Source organism: Brevibacterium iodinum ATCC 49514 (genome assembly GCF_900169265.1).
In the GTDB taxonomy this organism is placed as follows: domain Bacteria; phylum Actinomycetota; class Actinomycetes; order Actinomycetales; family Brevibacteriaceae; genus Brevibacterium; species Brevibacterium iodinum.
This window is the reverse complement of sequence record NZ_FXYX01000004.1, coordinates 62,144-77,887: the sequence shown is the minus strand read 5'-3', so window position 1 is coordinate 77,887 and position 15,744 is coordinate 62,144. Positions and strand designations below refer to the sequence as shown.

Genomic DNA, 15,744 nt, shown 5'->3' with positions numbered 1-15,744 from the left:
AACACAACTTACAGAAGTCGGACGACACAAGCTGTCCTGTGTTCGTCCAGGTCGCTTCAAAACGGTGCCGTTATGATCAGGGGCATGCCGAACCACACAAAGCTTCGCCCCTTGGCCGCCGTAAGACCCGCCTCGAGGCTCGCCCTCGGACTCGCTGCCCTTGCTCTCACGCTGCCGCTGGCCGCCTGCGACACCGGTAACGACCCACGCAACCCCGGCTCGCCGTCCCCCACCGAATCCAGCGAAACGAGCTCCCCCAGCGACGACGCCTCCAGGCTCGATCCCACCGGTAAGTGGACCTCACCGGAGGAGGGCGACCCGTTCCTCGAATTCGCTGACGACGGCTCGCTCGAGGGCTCTGACGGCTGCAACGCGATCGTCACGAGCTGGAAGGTCAAAGGCGACGAGATCGCCATCGACTCCTTCATGTCGACCCAGAAAGCATGCGCCGGCGTCGACACATGGCTGAGCAAAGCCTCAACGGCGACTATCGAAGGCGATGTCATGAAGGTCAAAGACAGCAACGGAAAAGTCATCGGCGGACTGGAGAAGGAAGACAAATGACACAGGAACTCATCGGCCGCTGGATTGCCGAAACGAACGAACGGGCCTTCCTCGAGTTCTCCGAGGACGGCTCACTGCGCGGCAGCGACGGTGCCAACGCTCTCGTCACTTCCTGGTCTACGGAAGCTGAAGGCTTCATCATCAAGCCCTCGATGATGACGCTCAAGGCCGCTCCCGGAATGCTCACCTGGGTGCCCAAAGCCAGGAGGGTCGAACCCGACGGCGACCGCCTGCGGCTCTTCGATGCAGCGGACAACCACCTCGGCGACCTTCACCGTCAGCCGCCCGGCCCAACTCACAAGCTCGGCGGTCGTTAGATGGCCGGGGGTCTGATCGCACTTCTCGACGACGTCGCCGCGCTCGTCAAACTCTCGGCCGCCAGCCTCGACGATGTCGCCGCGGGGGCATCACGCGCCGGTGCGAAGGCCGCGGGCGTCGTCGTCGATGATGCGGCGGTGACGCCGAAGTTCGTCGAAGGAGTCGACCCGAAACGCGAGCTTCCGATCATCCAGCGCATCGCTGTGGGATCGCTGTTCAACAAGCTCGTCATCATCCTCCCGATCATTCTGCTGCTCAGCCAATTTCTGCCGTGGCTCCTCACCCCGCTGCTCATGGTCGGCGGCACCTACCTCTGCTATGAGGGCGCCGAGAAGATCTTCGAGAAACTCGGCTGGATCGCCCACCATGAGAAGGAGACCCCGGCCACTGAACAGTCGACCGATGGCAAGGCGGCAGAGAAGAAGGTCGTGCGGTCGGCCATCACCACCGATTTCGTCCTCAGCTGCGAGATCATGGTCATCGCCCTCAACGAGGTGGCTGCCGAGTCGCTGACCAGCCGCGCGGTCATCCTCGCCGTCGTCGGCGTTGCGATCACCGTCGGCGTCTACGGTGCCGTCGCGCTCATTGTGAAGATGGATGACATCGGGCTGCATATGGCGAAGAAGGACTCCCCCGGGCAGCAGAAGTTCGGTCGGTTCCTCGTCGGGGCGATGCCGAAGCTGCTCGCTCTGCTCTCCGTCGTGGGCACCTTCGCCATGCTGTGGGTCGGCGGCCACATCATCCTCGTCGGCACCGATGAGCTCGGGTTCCATGCTCTTTACGGCTTCGTCCACCACCTCGAAGAGCCCGTCGCCGCCATCGCGGTCATCGGCGGCTTCCTGGGTTGGCTGGTCAACACGTTCTTCTCCCTCATCCTCGGTGCGATCTGGGGAGGTATCGTCGTCGGCGTGATCTTCGGAGTCAAGGCACTCTTCAAAGGCAAGAGCACTTCCGATAGGACGCACACGCCCGCCGAGGCGGGGCCGCATTCGGATCAGACCCGAACATAGTCGTCCGGTCGACCCCGGTCAGCGCTGCGCGAATGTCTTTTTCGGTGCTCCCGCCACGATCATCGGAGCACCCGTGACCGGATCGTCGATGACTGTGCAGTCGATGCCGAAGACCTCGTTGACGAGTTCTGAGGTGATGATCGTCTCCGGAGCCCCTTGAGCGACGATCGAACCGTTCTTCATGGCGATGATCTCGTCGGCGTAGCGGCAGGCTTGGTTGAGGTCGTGGAGGACGGCGACCAGCGTGTGCCCGTATTCGTGGTTGAGCTGGGAGAACAGGTCGAGCAGTTCGATCTGGTAGGCAACGTCGAGAAAGGTCGTCGGTTCGTCGAGCAGCAGGAGGGATGTCTCCTGGGCGAGCACCATGGCCACCCAGACGCGCTGGCGCTGACCGCCGGAGAGCTCATCGACGAGCCGTGAGGACAGCTCTTCGGTGTTCGTCGCCCGCAGCGCCGACAACACAGCTGCTTCATCGGCGTCGGTCCATTGGCGCAGGAACGACTGATGTGGGTGCCGCCCGCGGGAGACGAGCTCGGCGACTGTGATCCCGTCCGGGGCGATGGACGACTGCGGGAGAAGACCCAACCGCTGGGCGATCTTCTTCGTCTTCATCTTCTCTATGTTGTTCCCATCGAGAAGCACAGTGCCCTTCGCCGGCGGCAGCAGTCGCGCGAGAGCCCGCAGCAGGGTTGATTTGCCGCACGCGTTGGGGCCGACGATGATCGAGAACTTTCCGTCGGGAACGCTCACGTCGAGATCGCTGACGATCTGGCGCTGGTCATAGGCCAGGTCGAGGTTCTCGGCGATCAGCGGGGAGGCTGCGCCTGCGGGGTTTGGAATGCTCATGATGCCCTCCGAGCTTCTTGGATGAGGAGCCAGATGAGGTAGATGCCGCCGATGCTCACGGTGATCACGCCGACGGGCAGTTGGATGTCGCCGAACGCATGCTGGGCGATGAGGTCGGCGGCGACGAGGAGCAGTGCTCCGACAGCCGCGGAGGTCAGCAGGCTGGTGCCCTGTGCCCGCGCGATCCGCCGCCCGATCTGCGGTGCAGCCAAGGCGACGAAGGCGATCGGTCCGGCCGCGGCCGTGACCACGGCGACGAGGGCGACGGCGATGACGATGAGAACGGCACGGATGGGCTCGTTGCGTACGCCCAGGGCTTTCGCCGTATCATCGCCGAGTTCCAGGGTGCCGAGATCTCGGGAGAAGAGTCCGCAGGCCAGACCGAGGACGATGGTGGCCACAGCCGCCGGTGCGATCGTCGACCAGCCCATTCCATTCAGGGTTCCGGCACCCCAGGTGGCAGCGGCCATGGCGAGCTCGAGATCGGCGCGCATGATCAGCCAGGTGTTGAAGGCGTTGAGCATCGCCGTCAGTGCGATACCCACGATGATGAGCCGGAAGCCCTGCACCCCGCCTTTCCACGTGAGCAGGTAGACGACCACGGCGGTGAGGAGTCCGCCGATGATCGCGCCCGCAGCGGTGGAGACGAAGCTCGTACCGAAGACGATGATCGTGACGATGCCGCCGGTGTAGGCACCGGTTGAGAAGCCGATGATGTCCGGTGAGCCGAGAGGATTTCGTGTCAGCGATTGGAACACGGCTCCGGAGACTCCGAGTCCGGCGCCGAGGACGATGCCGGCGATGATGCGCGGTGCCCGCCACTCCCCGACGACGGTATTGACGATGCGCTTCTCCGCGGCGCCGAACAGTCCCTGGAACACTTCGGTCGGAGTCAGCGAGAACTTGCCGAGCATAAGACCGGCGAAGCCGCAGGCCAGTGCCAGAACAGTGATGATACCGGCGGTGATGACGACCCGCAGGTCGATGCGGAACCCGAAGACGCGCAGCATGGGCCGGCCGAAGTCGACTTTCTCCCCCGGCAGTGCATGCGGGTGCGCGGTGAGGCTGCGGTCGGGGACCGCGAAGTGGGTGGTCTTCATAGGCCGCTCGCCTTCTTTCGACGGACAAGGGCGATGAGCACCGGAGCACCGACGAACGCGGTGACGACTCCGACCTGGAGTTCGCCGGGTTTCATCACGACTCTGCCGATGACATCCGAGGCCAGGAGCAGAATGGGTGACAGGACGAGTGAGTAGCTGAGGATCCAGCGCTGGTCGGGACCGACGATCCACCGGGCGATGTGCGGAATCATCAGGCCGATGAATCCGATCGGTCCGGCAGCGGCCGTTGCCGCTCCGGCAAGAAGGGTCACGGCGAGGATGGAGAGCACTCGGGTGCGGTTGACCGAGGTGCCGAGGCTGGCGGCCAGATCGTCGCCGAGGGCCACGGCGTTGAGTGAGTGGGACAGTGCCAGTGCGAGCACGGTGCCGATGATCATGAACGGCAGAATCGCGGTGATCGTATCGAAATCGCGGCCGGCGATCGCGCCGACGTCCCAGGATCGGAAGGCGTCGAAGGCGCGTTCGTTGGTCAGCAGAATCGCTTTGGTCAGTCCGGTGAGCACAGCGGCGACGGCGACTCCGGCCAGAGTCAGGCGGATCGGATCGACCGTGCGACTGCGACCCGCAGACCCGATGACATAGACGCCGACGGTGGCGACGAGGGCGCCGGCGAACGCGAACCAGATGTAACCGGTGATCGAGGAGATCCCGAAGAACGCGACCCCGATCGTGATCGCCAGGGACGCACCGGCGTTGACGCCGAGGATGCCCGGATCGGCCAGGGGGTTGCGCGTCAGGGCTTGGATGAGACCGCCGGCCAGGCCCAATCCCATTCCGACGAGGATGCCGAGCACGGTCCGCGGCAGGCGCAGTTCCAGGACGACGAGCTGATCGTCGCTGCCGGTGGGCGAGAAGAGGGCTCGGAGGACCTCCGAGATCGGCATGTCCCTGGCGCCGATCGCCAGAGAGGCTGCGATCACGACGATGAGCGCAATGATCGCTGCGACCAGTCCCAGCACTCTTCTGATCCGCAGGCTCCCACCGGTCGGATGACTGGTGTCGATACGCGGTTTCGCCTCGGCAGAGGTGGCGGAACCGGTCATCGAGGTGGTCCTTTGAGTGAGGTAGTGGTCAGGTGACTAAGGGCAGGCTAACCACACTGTAACTCACTGGACCACCTCAGCCAAGCGAGAGACGTCTCACTCGGCTGTGATCTTGCCGATCCTCTCAGATACCTGCCGCTGGATCCGCGAGAGCATTCCGCTCATTCCGCGCAGCCTCAGCGGGCTGACGATCTCCGACATCGACAGCCGCAGGGGCAGGTCGGCTGGAACCGACAGGATCGCCTCGGCGGTAGCTCCGTCGAGCCCTTCGTGCAGGATCCCGGCGAAGCCCCGCGTGGTCGGCGCCTCCGGAGGTGCGGAGAAGTGCAGGCGCACTTCCGCCCGCTCCCCCGCCTCGGGGTCGGCCACCTCGGTGACGAGGAAGATCGGCGACTGGCATTCGGGCACCGGCTCGAGCAGTTCAGGGTGGTCCGTGTACTTCTCCGGCAGGTCGGGAAGGTCCGTCGCGAACTCCAGCAGCACCTGGAGGCGGTCATCGGCCGGGGTTTCGGCGAAATCCGTGACGATCTCTGCCAGCGCCTCCGGCAGATCGTCGGTCTTGGGCGTCGTCGTCTCGGTCATCAGCGTCCTGGCACCTCTCCGGGCTCGGCTCCGGTGACGATCGGCACGCCGACGACGTTGCCCCATTCAGTCCAGGAGCCGTCGTAGTTGCGCACGTTCTCGTATCCGAGGAGGTGCTTGAGGACGAACCAGGTGTGGCTGGAGCGTTCGCCGATCCGGCAGTAGGCGATGACCTCGTCGCTGGTGCCCAGCCCTGCCTGCTCGGTGTAGAGCTCCTTGAGTTCAGTGGCGGACTTGAAGGTGCCGTCTTCGTTGGCCGCCTTGCCCCAGGGCATCGACTTCGCGCCGGGGATATGTCCGCCGCGCAGCGCGCCTTCCTCCGGGTAGGCGGGCATGTGGGTGCGTTCGCCGGTGTATTCTTCCGGGCTGCGCACATCGATGAGCGGCAGGTCGCCGAGGCTGTCGCGGACCTCGGGCAGGAAGGCGCGGATGACCGAGTCGTCCCGTTCGACGACGGGGTATTCGGTGGGTTCGGGGCGCGGCTTATCCGTGGTCATCTCGCGGCCCTCGGCCTGCCATTTCGAGCGACCGCCGTCCATGAGGCGGACGTCTTCGTGGCCGAAGAGAGTGAAGACCCACAGCGCGTAGGCGGCCCACCAGTTGGACTTGTCGCCGTAGACGACGATGGTGTCATCGCGCGAGATGCCCTTGGCGGACATGAGTGCGGCGAATCCTTCGCCGTCGACGTAGTCACGGGTGACCGGGTCGTTGAGTTCCGTGTGCCAATCGACCTTGACCGCTCCGGGAATATGCCCCGTCTCGTAGAGCAGCACGTCTTCGTCGCTTTCGACGATGACGAGTCCGGGATCGCCTGCATGTTCGGCCACCCAATCGGTGCTGACCAGTCGGGTTCCGTCCGCGTATTCGGCGAACTTCTCTGCGGGATCGGCCGGGATCGAAGTGCTCACGCATTCCTCCTGAGAGATTGAGTCCAATTGTGCCCACTGTGGCAACGTCGAGCGCGTACAGCATATTCCTTTTCAGGGGCGGCTGAGGAATGCCGTCAGTGCTGAGACGAACTCCCGCGGCTTCTCCGAATGCACCCAGTGTCCCGAACCCTTGACGGTGAGAAGGGTGGTGCGGGGAAACAGACTGCGCATCTGCGGAAGGTCGTCACGGTCGACGTAGTCCGATTTCTCACCGGCAACCCAGAGGACCGGATGGTCGAAGACGGCATCGCCCATGTCCGGGAAGTCCCCGATGACGTCAAGGCTCGAATGCAGCAGTGCGAGGTTGGGCTGCCAGGAATACCCCGCCGAGGTGGGGCGCAGGTTCTGCAGCAGGAATCCCCTGATCGCCGCCTCGGGGATCGGGTCCCGCAGCGCCTCATCCGCGTCGGTGCGCGATTCGATCCGGTCGAGGTCGAGGGCGGCGAGGCTGGAGAGCAGATGGTCGAAGACTCCGGTGGACCCGCCGGCATTGGGACCGATGTCGACGACGACGAGGCGGTCGATGAGTTCCGGGTGGCGCAGGGCGAGCACCATGGCGACCTTGCCGCCCAGGGAATGCCCGACCAAGTGCACGGGCTGGTCGTCGGGGTCGACCGCCTCGGCGATATGGGCCGCCACGGCATCGGCGAGCTCGACATAGTCGAAGGTCTCTGTCCATTCGGACTCGCCGTGGTTGGGCAGGTCGACCAGCAGGCTGGAGAATTCGGGCTCGATGCCCTTGGCGATTCGGGTGAAGTTCTTGCCTCGGCCGAACAGGCCGTGGAGGAAGACGACCAGGCGCCCGGATTCGCCGATTCGAGTGCTGTTGATGGTGGTCACGATCCCAGCCTAGCCCTTCCCGTTCTGCATCTCAGCAGCCCTGTTGAGTTTCTCCCGCGGCGGTCACTGCTGACGCGGGTAGGGTGAGGTCATGCACTTCTCCGAATATGACACCCGACTTGCCGGATACGCGGTCATCGTCAATGACGACGACGAAATCCTCCTCAGCTGGTTCAACGGCGGAAAGGACCGACTGCACGCGATCTGGACCCTGCCCGGCGGCGGAATCGAGTTCGACGAGAGCATCGAAGCCGGCACGGTCCGGGAGATCAAAGAGGAGACCGGGTTCGACGCTGAGATCGTCCGCCCTCTGACCACGCATTCCTTCACCGAAGCACGTCGCAATCCGATCTTCAGCGATTCGACGGACCGTCCCTTCAAAGGCGTACGCGTCGTCTACGAGGCGCGGATCACCGGCGGCACCTTAGGCACGCTCGAGGTCGATGGGACGACGGATCGGGCGGAATGGCTGCCGATCGATTCCCTGCCGGATGTGCGGCACGCCCGCATCATCGACATCGGACTGAATGCGTGGCGCGCCGCTGTGTGAGTTCTGCGCAGATGCGCAGCTGCACTAGACCGCCGTTTACTTCACTTTGTCTGCGATGAGATCCGGGAGCTCCTCCGCGGTGTATTTCGCCGAGAGGATCGAATTGAGCGAGAATGCCTTTCGGATGTCGTCATTGTCCTTGGTCAGAACGAGGTCGTGCCCGCCCTTGACGGCAGGAATGCGCTTATAGGCAGCATCCTCGGTGACATCCTTGTCCTCGATGTAGATCGGGAACGTCAGCAGCAGGTCCGCGTCGAGCTGATCGAGGTTCTCCTCGGAGATCGGCACGGAGAAGCCGTCCGCCTTCATTCCGGCGATCGTCTCCGACTGCTTGAAGCCGAGCTGCTTCATGACCTGCACGCGACCTGATTCCTCGACGTAGGCACCCCAGCCCTCGGAGGTCTTCGCTGCCACGGTCACGGACTTGTCCTTGAACTCCGGGTGGGCTTCGCGCGCATCGGCGTAGGTCTCATCGAGGTCGTCGAGCAGCTTCTTCCCGTCGTCTTCCTTGCCGAGCGCCTGGGAGACGAGATCGACCTGCTGGTCCATCGTCGTCAGGTAGTTGTCGCCGCCTTCGGGCACTCCGACCGTGGGAGCGATCTCGGAGAGGCGGTCGTAGCGCGCCTTCTCTCCGGAGCTGTTCGTGTCGAGGATGACATCGGGCTCGAGTGCGGCGATGGCCTCGTAGTCGGGTTCCATCGTCGCGATGATCTCCGGGGCTTCGTCGTAGAGGTCTTCGGCCCAGGGGCCGACTCCCGTGCCGCCGAACTCGACCCAGTCCGAGGCTCCGACGGGCTGGACTCCGAGCGCCAGAGCGGTCTCGGCATCGCCCCATCCCAGCGCCACGACCTTCTGCGGGTCGGCGGGCACCTCGACGGCGCCGAACTTTGTGTCGACGGTGGGCCCCGAGGCCTCGTCGGCTGAATCTGCGCCTCCGCCGCAGCCGGCGAGGACGAGAACTGAGGCAATCACTGGGGCGAGAATACGGCGCATGGAATCCTTCTTGAGTAGTTAGGTGAGCCTAGCTTAACATAATTTTTCGGCGGTTCGAATCCACCGCGCGGCCGCCTCGGCGAGGGATCGACCAAGGGATCAGGACGCCTTGATCTCAAGTCCCTCGACGTCCATGTCATCGAGGGCGACCATGCGTGAGCGCCGGCCTGTGACGATGCGGTGGATGACCCACAGGAGCAGGAACGCGGGAAGCCCGGCATAGGCGCTGGCGACCTGGAGCAGCTGGCCGTTGACGATGGCCTGCACGTTCTGGCCGATGATGACGACGATGAGCATGATGAGCGCGATGACCGGCCCGATCGGGAACAGCGGCGCCCGGTAGGGCAGGTCCGCAACATTGTGCCCCTGCCGCACATAGGCGCGGCGGAACCGGAAGTGACACCATGCGATGCCGACCCAGACGATGAAGCCGGAGAGACCGGAGACGTTCATCAGCCAGGTATAGGCCCCACCGTCGCCCATGATCTCGGTGAGGAATCCGAACAGGCCGATCATGGCGGTGGCCAGCAGCGCCATGACGGGGACTCCGCGTTCGTTGAGACGGGCGAACAGCCTCGGCGCGGTTCCCTCTTTGGCCATGGCGTAGAGCATGCGGGTGGAGGCGTAGAGGCCGGAGTTGCCGGCCGAGAGGATCGCGGTGAGGATGACGGCGTTCATCATCCCGGCGGCCACTGCGATGCCGGCGCGCTCGAAGACGAGCGTGAACGGCGAGGCGGTGATGTCCTCGTTGTTCGCCGAGGCCAGCAGAGAGGGGTCCGTGTAGGGCAGGAGGAACCCGATGACGGCGATGGCGCCGATGTAGAAGAGCATGATGCGCCAGAACACGGTGCGGATGGCTCGCGGCATGTCCTTGCGAGGGTTCTCCGACTCCCCTGCGGTGACGCCGACGAGTTCGGTGCCCTGGAACGAGAACCCGGCGATCATGAACACGCTGATGACGGACATCCATCCGCCGACGAACGGAGCCTCGCCCGTCGTCCAGTTGCTCATTCCGGGTGAGGTTCCGCCGAGGATGCCGAAGATCATGAGAACGCCGAGGACGAGGAACGCCAGGACGGCTGTGACCTTGATGGCGGCGAACCAGAATTCGCCTTCGCCGAAGGCCTTCGCGGACAGGAAGTTCAGCCCGGCGAGGAGGATGAGGAAGACCGCCGCCCAGATCCATGACGGCACATCGGGGAGCCAGAAGGACATGATGACACCGGCTGCGACGAGTTCGGCGGCCAAGGTGATCGCCCAGTTGAACCAGTAGTTCCAGCCCATGGCGAAGCCGAATGAGGGGCTGACGTATTTGGTGCCGTAGGTGTGGAACGATCCGGCCACCGGCAGGTGGGTCGACATCTCACCGAGGGACTGCATGACGAAGAGGACCATGATGCCGATCGCGGCGTAGGCCAGGAGGGCACCGCCGGGTCCGGCCTGTGAGATCGTGCCGCCTGAGCCGAGGAAGAGTCCGGTGCCGATGGCACCGCCGATGGCGATCATCTGCAGGTGGCGAGACTTCAGCCCCCGTCGGAGTCGGCGTTCTTCGCTCGCCGAGGCGGCTGTCATTCCCATGGTCATCCTCGTTCGTGGTTCGGCAGGTCCGCGCACGAGGACCCTGGCCATTCCTACCACACACGGGCCCGTTCGAGGCCGATGGGGACGCAGTCTGGGAGGAGGGTCACATCCGCTCGGGTGGGGATTCGAGCAGCTGCAGTATCGGCTTGAGCGCGGAGCGGATGCTGATGACGCGGAACGCCTGGTCGCGGGCGAATGCGAAGAGGCGGGACCGGCCGAACATCAGTCGGGCCAGAGACCGCGAATTGTCGTGAGCAGCCTCGACACGCGGTCGCTGGCGGGCTTCGAAACGTTCGAGTGCGGCCACCGGTTCGGCGGCAACTGAACTGCCTGCGCTTGAGGCTGTGCTGGGCCGAGTGGCCAGGGCGGAGAGTTCGCCGGCGAGCACTCCGGCCGATTCCATCGCCATGCCGGCACCGATTCCGGCCGTGGGGAGGAACCCGGCCGCCGCATCACCGAGCAGAACGGTCCGCCCGTGGCACCACCGGTGTGCCCGTGAATCCCGCAGCGGCCAGAAGAAGGGTGATTCCGCCTCCTCGACCGCGGTGAGACAGGCGTCGATCCGCGGCGTCAGCACCGTGAGACGGCTGCGGACCTCGGCGGCGAATCGTCGCGGGCCGAGCGGCTGCCGAGAGTCGGGACAGCCGAGGAAGACGCCGATTCCATCCTTGACCGGATACATTCCGAGGAAGAATCCGTCGGCCAAGATCTCATCGACGGCACTCTGATCATCATCGGCTTCGGCCCAGCAGACCCATCCGCCCCAGGTCGTGTCCACTGCCGACACGGACAAGGGCACGTCGGCGCCTGTCGCGGCGGGCTTGGCGTTCTTTCCGGGGTCGGTCAACGCAGTCTTGCCGGTCACGAGTCCGCGGGTGCGGGAGTTCATTCCGTCAGCGATGACGACGACATCGAAATCGTGCTCTGCATCTTGGCCCCCATGGCCTCCTTGGGCCAGAGTCACAGTGGCTCCGACTTCGGACAGTTCTGTCACTGTGGTGCCGAACGCGATCGAGCAGTCGCTGGCGGTGAGCACGTCGAGCAGTGCTGCGCGGGAGATTCCGCGGTAGTCGCCGTAGTCGGCCAGCAGGTCACCGAGGCGGTCCTGCCTGAGGACTCTGCCTGTATGCGCATGGGCGATATAGCGGTCGATGCCGACGCTGGATTCGAGGTAAGCCTCCCGGCAGTCGAGTTCGTCGATGATGGGATCGACCATCGGCATGAGGGCGAGCATGTATCCGGCGCGGTTGTCGCCGATCATGCGGCCGGAATCGGCCGAGCGGTCGATGAGGACCGGGTGCATCCCGCGGCCCCTGAGCAGCTGAGCCAGGGTGATTCCGGCGATTCCGGCTCCGACGATGAGGATGCGCGGCTCTTCTGGACTCACGTCTTTCAGCTGGTCGTCGACCGTGACGCTGGTGATCATGTATGAGCTCCTTCGTCGATCCAGTTCAATGTTCCACCCTCAATGTGGACCGGGTGGTCCACACACGATATCACCGACTGGACCGGATGGTCCATAGACTGGATGGCGATTGCTACACTGACGACGTGTCCGAGACTGCGTTGGCGCGTATGCGCCCCGAGAAGCGCGCCGCGCTCATTGACGCCGCCGCGCGAGAATTCGCTTCGCGAACATTCGAGGAGGCGTCGCTCAATCGCATCATCTCCACCTGCGGGATGAGCAAGAGCTCCTTCTACCATGTCGTCGATTCGAAGGACGACCTCTTCGCCCTCGTCGTCGCCGATCTCGCTGTATCCGCCCGCCGGTTCTGGACACCGCCTGCTCCGGAGACTTTCTCAGACGGGTTCTGGGACCGAGCACGCTCGGTCTGGGGCAACATCGCGCGAACATGGCCGGAGAGCCCCGAGCTCACGCGTCTGTGGCACATCGTCTATGCGAATGCGGACAGGCCCGCGGTCCGGGAGCTCGCCGGCCATGTCGAAGAATGGGTGCGCGCCGTACTCATCGTCGGGCGTAAGGCCGAGGCGATCGATGTTGATTGTCCCCTCGAACTCCAGACACTGACGGTGTTCTCACTGCTGCGCACTTTCGATGAAAGGGCTCTGTCACTGACGGAGGACGACAGCGCGGCCGTCGATCCGGCGGAGATCTCGGTCCATCAGTTCCGACTGCTCACACGTCTGCTGCAGGCCTGACGGAGACTCACAGGGAGTCGGCCGACAGCTTCCGGTCCGAGGCCGGTGCATGGGGCAGGCCCCGGACGAGTTCGGGACCGAGGTCGGAGATGCTGCGGACGCCCATGAGACCCATGGCGGTGAGGATCTCCTGCTGGATGAGGGCGATCGCCCTCTCGACGCCTCGCTGACCGCCGGCCATGAGGCCGTACAGATACGCCCGGCCGATGAGCACGAAGTCCGCCCCGGCGCACAGTGCGGCGACGACATCGGTGCCGGACATGATCCCGGAGTCGAAGATCAGCTCCATCTCCGGTCCGACCTCCGCTCGGACTTCGGCCAGTGACGTCAGCGGGTCCGGAGCCCGATCCAGCTGACGGCCGCCGTGGTTGGAGACGACGAGTCCATCGGCTCCGACGGATTGCGCGCGCTGGGCATCCTCGGCAGTGAGAATGCCCTTGACGAACAGTCGCCCGGTCCACTGTTCGCGGATCCAACGCAGGTCATCGAGGTCGAGAGTCGGATCGAACATCGTCGCTGTCATCTCCGCCAGGGACTGGGAGGTGTTCGACAGTGATGCGTACTTCGGCGGTTCGGTGGTGAGGAAGTTGAACCACCAGCCGGGGCGATAGGAGGCGTCGAGGATGGTCCCCAGCGTCAGTCGGGGTGGGATCGTCAGACCGTTGCGGTGATCACGCAGACGCTGACCGGTGATCGGGGTGTCGACGGTGACCAAAAGGGTCTCATATCCGCTGGCGGCGGCCCGCTGGATCAGGTCAAGGCTGCGTTGCCGGTCCTTCCACAGGTAGAGCTGGAACCACCGGGTGGAATCCGGTGCCGCCTGCGCGACGTCTTCGACAGAGGTCGTGCCCATCGTCGACAGTGAGAACGGGATTCCGGCCTTCGACGCCGCACGCACTCCGGCGACTTCGCCTTCGGAGTGCATCATGCGTGTGTATCCGGTCGGGGCGATGCCGAAGGGCAGTGCGGTTCGGGTGCCGGCGATCGTCGTCGACGTGTCCGGGGCGTCGACTCCATGGAGGATTCGGGGAAGCAGCTCGACGTTGCCCAGCGCGTCACGGTTCTTCGCCAATGTCCGCTCATCCAGAGCGGCACCGTCGACATAGTCGAACGGAGCCGTCGGCGTCACGCGCTTGGCGATGCGGCGGAGGTCCCAGATGTCTGCGGCCGACTCCAACCTCGCGGCGACTCGGTCGAGGCGGGGCAGGTCGAACTGGAGCAATGGAGCGAGCTCTTTGAGATCAGGCAGTCGGCGTTTCATTTCTCTCCTCATTCTCGGCCCAGGTGGCGCTTCTCGGTCCGATTCTTTCACTCCCGGTTGAGGTAGGCGAGCACTGCCTCGACGCGGCGGCTCGTCGTCTCCCCCGCTTGGAGGCCGAGTTTGTCGAAGATCGCGCTGATGGCCTTCTCGACGGAGCTGACCGAGACGAAGAGTCGCTCGCCGATGCCCCGGTTCGACAGTCCCTCGGCCATCGCTTCGAGCACTTCGCTTTCCCGCGGGGTCAGGGTCGACAGCGTGTTCTGCCTCTCCGAGGTGGTGAGCAGCTGACGGACGACGTCGGGGTCGATGACCGTTCCGCCCTCGGCAATCCGATGGACCGATTCGAGGAACCGGTCGATGTCGGTCACCCGGTTCTTCAGCAGGTAGCCGACGCCCACCGACTCGGTGCTCAGCAGTTCTGTCGCATATTCACGCAGCACGTATTGGCTGAGCACGAGCACGCCGATGTCCGGAAAACGCCGTTTGATCGCCAATGCCGCCTCCAGCCCTTCGGTGGTGTGGGTCGGCGGCATCCGCACGTCGACGATCGCCAAGGTCGGTCGCAGCTCGGCGACCGCCCGCAGCAGCTCGCCTCCGTCTCCGACGGACGCGACGACGCTGATCCCTTCGTCTTCGAGCAGACTGCGGACGCCTTCGCGCAGCAGCACCGCATCATCGGCGAGAACGACGCGCATCTGATTCTCCGTCTGTATCTCTGTCATGGTCACCTCTAGCTCTTCTCACTCTTCGTGCTGCCCATCTGTGCTTCGGCACCGAGCGGGATCCAAGCGCTCACCGTCGTGCCCGTGCCCTCTGCGGAGTCGACATTGAGACTCCCGTCGAGGGCACCGACCCGTCGCGCAAGCCCTTGGAGTCCTCCCCCGCGCGGATCGGCTCCGCCGCGGCCGTCATCGGAGATGGTCACGGTCAGCGCCGTCTGCGCCTCGGCGACGATGCTCACCGTGATCGCGGTCGCCTCGGCGTGTTTGACGACGTTCGTCACGGCCTCACGAACGACGAAGTAGGTCGCAGATTCCACTGCTGCCGGAAATCTGCCTTCCGGCACGGTCTGGAGGGTCAGCGGTACGGGGCTGCGCCCGGCGATCCGCTCGAGCACGGGGCGAAGCCCATGCTCATCCAGCGCTGTGGGATAGACCCGCCAGGCGACTTCCCGCATCTCGTCGATGAGGTCCTGGGACTGGATCAGCGCATCGTCGAGCAGGGATTCGGTCTTCACCGGCCCGGAGGCCCGCCTGGCACGCGCGATGAGCACAGACAGGGACACAACGTTCTGCTGCACGCCGTCGTGCAGGTCGCGTTCGATCCGGCGTCGTTCCTCGTCGATGGCGAGCACGACTCCACGGCGGGTCGTCAGCAGTTCGCTGATGCGGGTGTAGACGGCGAAGGGGCGCTCCACCTCGACGAAATGCGCGTCGATGCGGCTGTGCGCCCAGCTGGCCGCCTCGGCCAGAGCGACGGTTCCGATGAGGTTCGCCGCCCCGTAGAGGACACCGACGAACAGCGTCGGCTGGGAGATCGACCACATGTCGAACCCGATGTTGACGGCTCCCCCGATGAAGAATCCCTGGAAGAGCGAACCGAGAGTGACGACGAAGAATCCGCCGAGGAGGTTCGCCGTGGGGATGATGGCGAGACCTGCGACGAGGCCGTTGCCGAGCAGGAATCGCCGTTTCATCGGTGCAGATGCGAGGACGAGTCCGAATCCGCGGGAGTGCCGGGCGAGTTCCCAGCCCCGGACTCTCGTGGCCACGCGTGAGGTGGGCGGGAGAACGGAGGTGATGACAAGCGGCAGGCACAGCAGACCACCCCACACGACAGCGAGGACGGACCGCGTCCACCGCGCAGCGAACATCCGTACTTCGGGAGGAAGGCGGGTGGACAGCGCGCTCGGCCAGGGCATGAATCGATCGTAGCAACGCCGATCG

General features: G+C 64.7%; 17 protein-coding genes. 5 read left to right on the top strand and 12 right to left on the bottom strand.

The features are described from left to right. Positions 1-84 precede the first annotated feature (84 nt). From BI49514_RS05110 to BI49514_RS05100, 3 genes are read left to right on the top strand one after another with little or no spacing between them, the layout of a single operon-like run. Entirely contained in the window at positions 85-564 is a 480-nt protein-coding gene (locus BI49514_RS05110) for an META domain-containing protein (protein ID WP_101544842.1), read from the top strand. Next, positions 561-881: an META domain-containing protein gene (locus BI49514_RS05105; protein WP_101544840.1), complete on the top strand. Its 321-nt coding sequence runs from the start codon at positions 561-563 to the stop codon at positions 879-881. The genes BI49514_RS05110 and BI49514_RS05105 overlap by 4 nt, the downstream gene beginning before the upstream one ends. Beyond that, entirely contained in the window at positions 882-1,892 is a 1,011-nt protein-coding gene (locus BI49514_RS05100; protein WP_101544839.1) for a DUF808 domain-containing protein, read from the top strand. A gap of 18 nt (positions 1,893-1,910) precedes the next feature. On the opposite strand, the gene BI49514_RS05095 is transcribed toward BI49514_RS05100, so the two are convergent. The 6 genes from BI49514_RS05095 to BI49514_RS05070 all read right to left on the bottom strand — a co-directional run bounded on the left by BI49514_RS05095 (position 1,911) and on the right by BI49514_RS05070 (position 7,253). Beyond that, on the bottom strand, positions 1,911-2,738 hold the full coding sequence (locus BI49514_RS05095; RefSeq protein ID WP_101544837.1) for an ABC transporter ATP-binding protein: 828 nt from the start codon (positions 2,736-2,738) through the stop codon (positions 1,911-1,913). Then, a complete protein-coding gene (locus BI49514_RS05090) occupies positions 2,735-3,838 on the bottom strand; it encodes a FecCD family ABC transporter permease (RefSeq protein ID WP_101544835.1) in 1,104 nt (367 codons plus the stop codon). The genes BI49514_RS05095 and BI49514_RS05090 overlap by 4 nt, the downstream gene beginning before the upstream one ends. After that, the gene (locus tag BI49514_RS05085; RefSeq protein WP_101544833.1) at positions 3,835-4,902 is read right to left on the bottom strand and encodes an iron chelate uptake ABC transporter family permease subunit; all 1,068 of its coding nucleotides are present in this window, start codon (positions 4,900-4,902) and stop codon (positions 3,835-3,837) included. Before BI49514_RS05085 ends, BI49514_RS05090 begins: the two co-directional genes overlap by 4 nt. Positions 4,903-4,998: 96 nt before the next feature. Next, complete coding sequence (locus BI49514_RS05080) at positions 4,999-5,484, bottom strand: SufE family protein (protein ID WP_101544831.1); 486 nt, start codon at positions 5,482-5,484, stop codon at positions 4,999-5,001. After that, on the bottom strand, positions 5,484-6,392 hold the full coding sequence (locus BI49514_RS05075) for a sulfurtransferase (protein WP_101544829.1): 909 nt from the start codon (positions 6,390-6,392) through the stop codon (positions 5,484-5,486). The genes BI49514_RS05080 and BI49514_RS05075 overlap by 1 nt, the downstream gene beginning before the upstream one ends. A gap of 72 nt (positions 6,393-6,464) precedes the next feature. Beyond that, the gene (locus tag BI49514_RS05070; protein ID WP_101544827.1) at positions 6,465-7,253 is read right to left on the bottom strand and encodes an alpha/beta fold hydrolase; all 789 of its coding nucleotides are present in this window, start codon (positions 7,251-7,253) and stop codon (positions 6,465-6,467) included. 91 nt (positions 7,254-7,344) lie between these two features. Here BI49514_RS05070 and BI49514_RS05065 point away from each other — a divergent pair, with 91 nt between their 5' ends. Next, on the top strand, positions 7,345-7,803 hold the full coding sequence (locus tag BI49514_RS05065) for an NUDIX hydrolase (protein WP_101544826.1): 459 nt from the start codon (positions 7,345-7,347) through the stop codon (positions 7,801-7,803). A gap of 36 nt (positions 7,804-7,839) precedes the next feature. Here the strand turns inward: BI49514_RS05065 and BI49514_RS05060 are convergent, their stop codons facing one another. The 3 genes from BI49514_RS05060 to BI49514_RS05050 form a co-directional block, all read right to left on the bottom strand. Beyond that, positions 7,840-8,775, bottom strand: coding sequence for an ABC transporter substrate-binding protein (locus BI49514_RS05060; protein ID WP_257904112.1), 936 nt, complete (start codon positions 8,773-8,775; stop codon positions 7,840-7,842). A gap of 120 nt (positions 8,776-8,895) precedes the next feature. Beyond that, complete coding sequence (locus BI49514_RS05055; RefSeq protein WP_420808556.1) at positions 8,896-10,374, bottom strand: amino acid permease; 1,479 nt, start codon at positions 10,372-10,374, stop codon at positions 8,896-8,898. Between the two features lie 106 nt (positions 10,375-10,480). Next, positions 10,481-11,803, bottom strand: coding sequence for an FAD-dependent oxidoreductase (locus BI49514_RS05050; RefSeq protein ID WP_101544822.1), 1,323 nt, complete (start codon positions 11,801-11,803; stop codon positions 10,481-10,483). 125 nt (positions 11,804-11,928) lie between these two features. Here BI49514_RS05050 and BI49514_RS05045 point away from each other — a divergent pair, with 125 nt between their 5' ends. Next, positions 11,929-12,537, top strand: a complete 609-nt coding sequence (locus tag BI49514_RS05045; RefSeq protein WP_208634979.1) for a TetR/AcrR family transcriptional regulator — start codon at positions 11,929-11,931, stop codon at positions 12,535-12,537. 7 nt (positions 12,538-12,544) lie between these two features. Here the strand turns inward: BI49514_RS05045 and BI49514_RS05040 are convergent, their stop codons facing one another. The 3 genes from BI49514_RS05040 to BI49514_RS05030 are packed head-to-tail and all read right to left on the bottom strand — an operon-like array spanning position 12,545 to position 15,719. Continuing rightward, positions 12,545-13,798: an alpha-hydroxy acid oxidase gene (locus BI49514_RS05040; RefSeq protein ID WP_101544819.1), complete on the bottom strand. Its 1,254-nt coding sequence runs from the start codon at positions 13,796-13,798 to the stop codon at positions 12,545-12,547. Between the two features lie 47 nt (positions 13,799-13,845). Next, complete coding sequence (locus BI49514_RS05035) at positions 13,846-14,520, bottom strand: response regulator transcription factor (protein ID WP_240688454.1); 675 nt, start codon at positions 14,518-14,520, stop codon at positions 13,846-13,848. 8 nt (positions 14,521-14,528) lie between these two features. Continuing rightward, positions 14,529-15,719 carry a sensor histidine kinase gene (locus BI49514_RS05030; RefSeq protein WP_101544817.1) on the bottom strand — a complete coding sequence of 397 codons (1,191 nt, stop codon included), beginning with the start codon at positions 15,717-15,719 and terminating at the stop codon, positions 14,529-14,531. Positions 15,720-15,744 lie beyond the last annotated feature (25 nt).

What these genes read in the sequence shown, in the direction of transcription:
- BI49514_RS05110 (WP_101544842.1), top strand. Translation starts at nt 85, where the DNA reads ATGCCGAACCACACAAAGCTTCGCCCCTTGGCCGCCGTAAGACCCGCC.
- BI49514_RS05105 (WP_101544840.1), top strand. Translation starts at nt 561, where the DNA reads ATGACACAGGAACTCATCGGCCGCTGGATTGCCGAAACGAACGAACGG.
- BI49514_RS05100 (WP_101544839.1), top strand. Translation starts at nt 882, where the DNA reads ATGGCCGGGGGTCTGATCGCACTTCTCGACGACGTCGCCGCGCTCGTC.
- BI49514_RS05095 (WP_101544837.1), bottom strand. Translation starts at nt 2,738, where the DNA reads ATGAGCATTCCAAACCCCGCAGGCGCAGCCTCCCCGCTGATCGCCGAG.
- BI49514_RS05090 (WP_101544835.1), bottom strand. Translation starts at nt 3,838, where the DNA reads ATGAAGACCACCCACTTCGCGGTCCCCGACCGCAGCCTCACCGCGCAC.
- BI49514_RS05085 (WP_101544833.1), bottom strand. Translation starts at nt 4,902, where the DNA reads ATGACCGGTTCCGCCACCTCTGCCGAGGCGAAACCGCGTATCGACACC.
- BI49514_RS05080 (WP_101544831.1), bottom strand. Translation starts at nt 5,484, where the DNA reads ATGACCGAGACGACGACGCCCAAGACCGACGATCTGCCGGAGGCGCTG.
- BI49514_RS05065 (WP_101544826.1), top strand. Translation starts at nt 7,345, where the DNA reads ATGCACTTCTCCGAATATGACACCCGACTTGCCGGATACGCGGTCATC.
- BI49514_RS05055 (WP_420808556.1), bottom strand. Translation starts at nt 10,374, where the DNA reads ATGGGAATGACAGCCGCCTCGGCGAGCGAAGAACGCCGACTCCGACGG.
- BI49514_RS05050 (WP_101544822.1), bottom strand. Translation starts at nt 11,803, where the DNA reads ATGATCACCAGCGTCACGGTCGACGACCAGCTGAAAGACGTGAGTCCA.
- BI49514_RS05040 (WP_101544819.1), bottom strand. Translation starts at nt 13,798, where the DNA reads ATGAAACGCCGACTGCCTGATCTCAAAGAGCTCGCTCCATTGCTCCAG.
- BI49514_RS05035 (WP_240688454.1), bottom strand. Translation starts at nt 14,520, where the DNA reads ATGACAGAGATACAGACGGAGAATCAGATGCGCGTCGTTCTCGCCGAT.
- BI49514_RS05030 (WP_101544817.1), bottom strand. Translation starts at nt 15,719, where the DNA reads ATGCCCTGGCCGAGCGCGCTGTCCACCCGCCTTCCTCCCGAAGTACGG.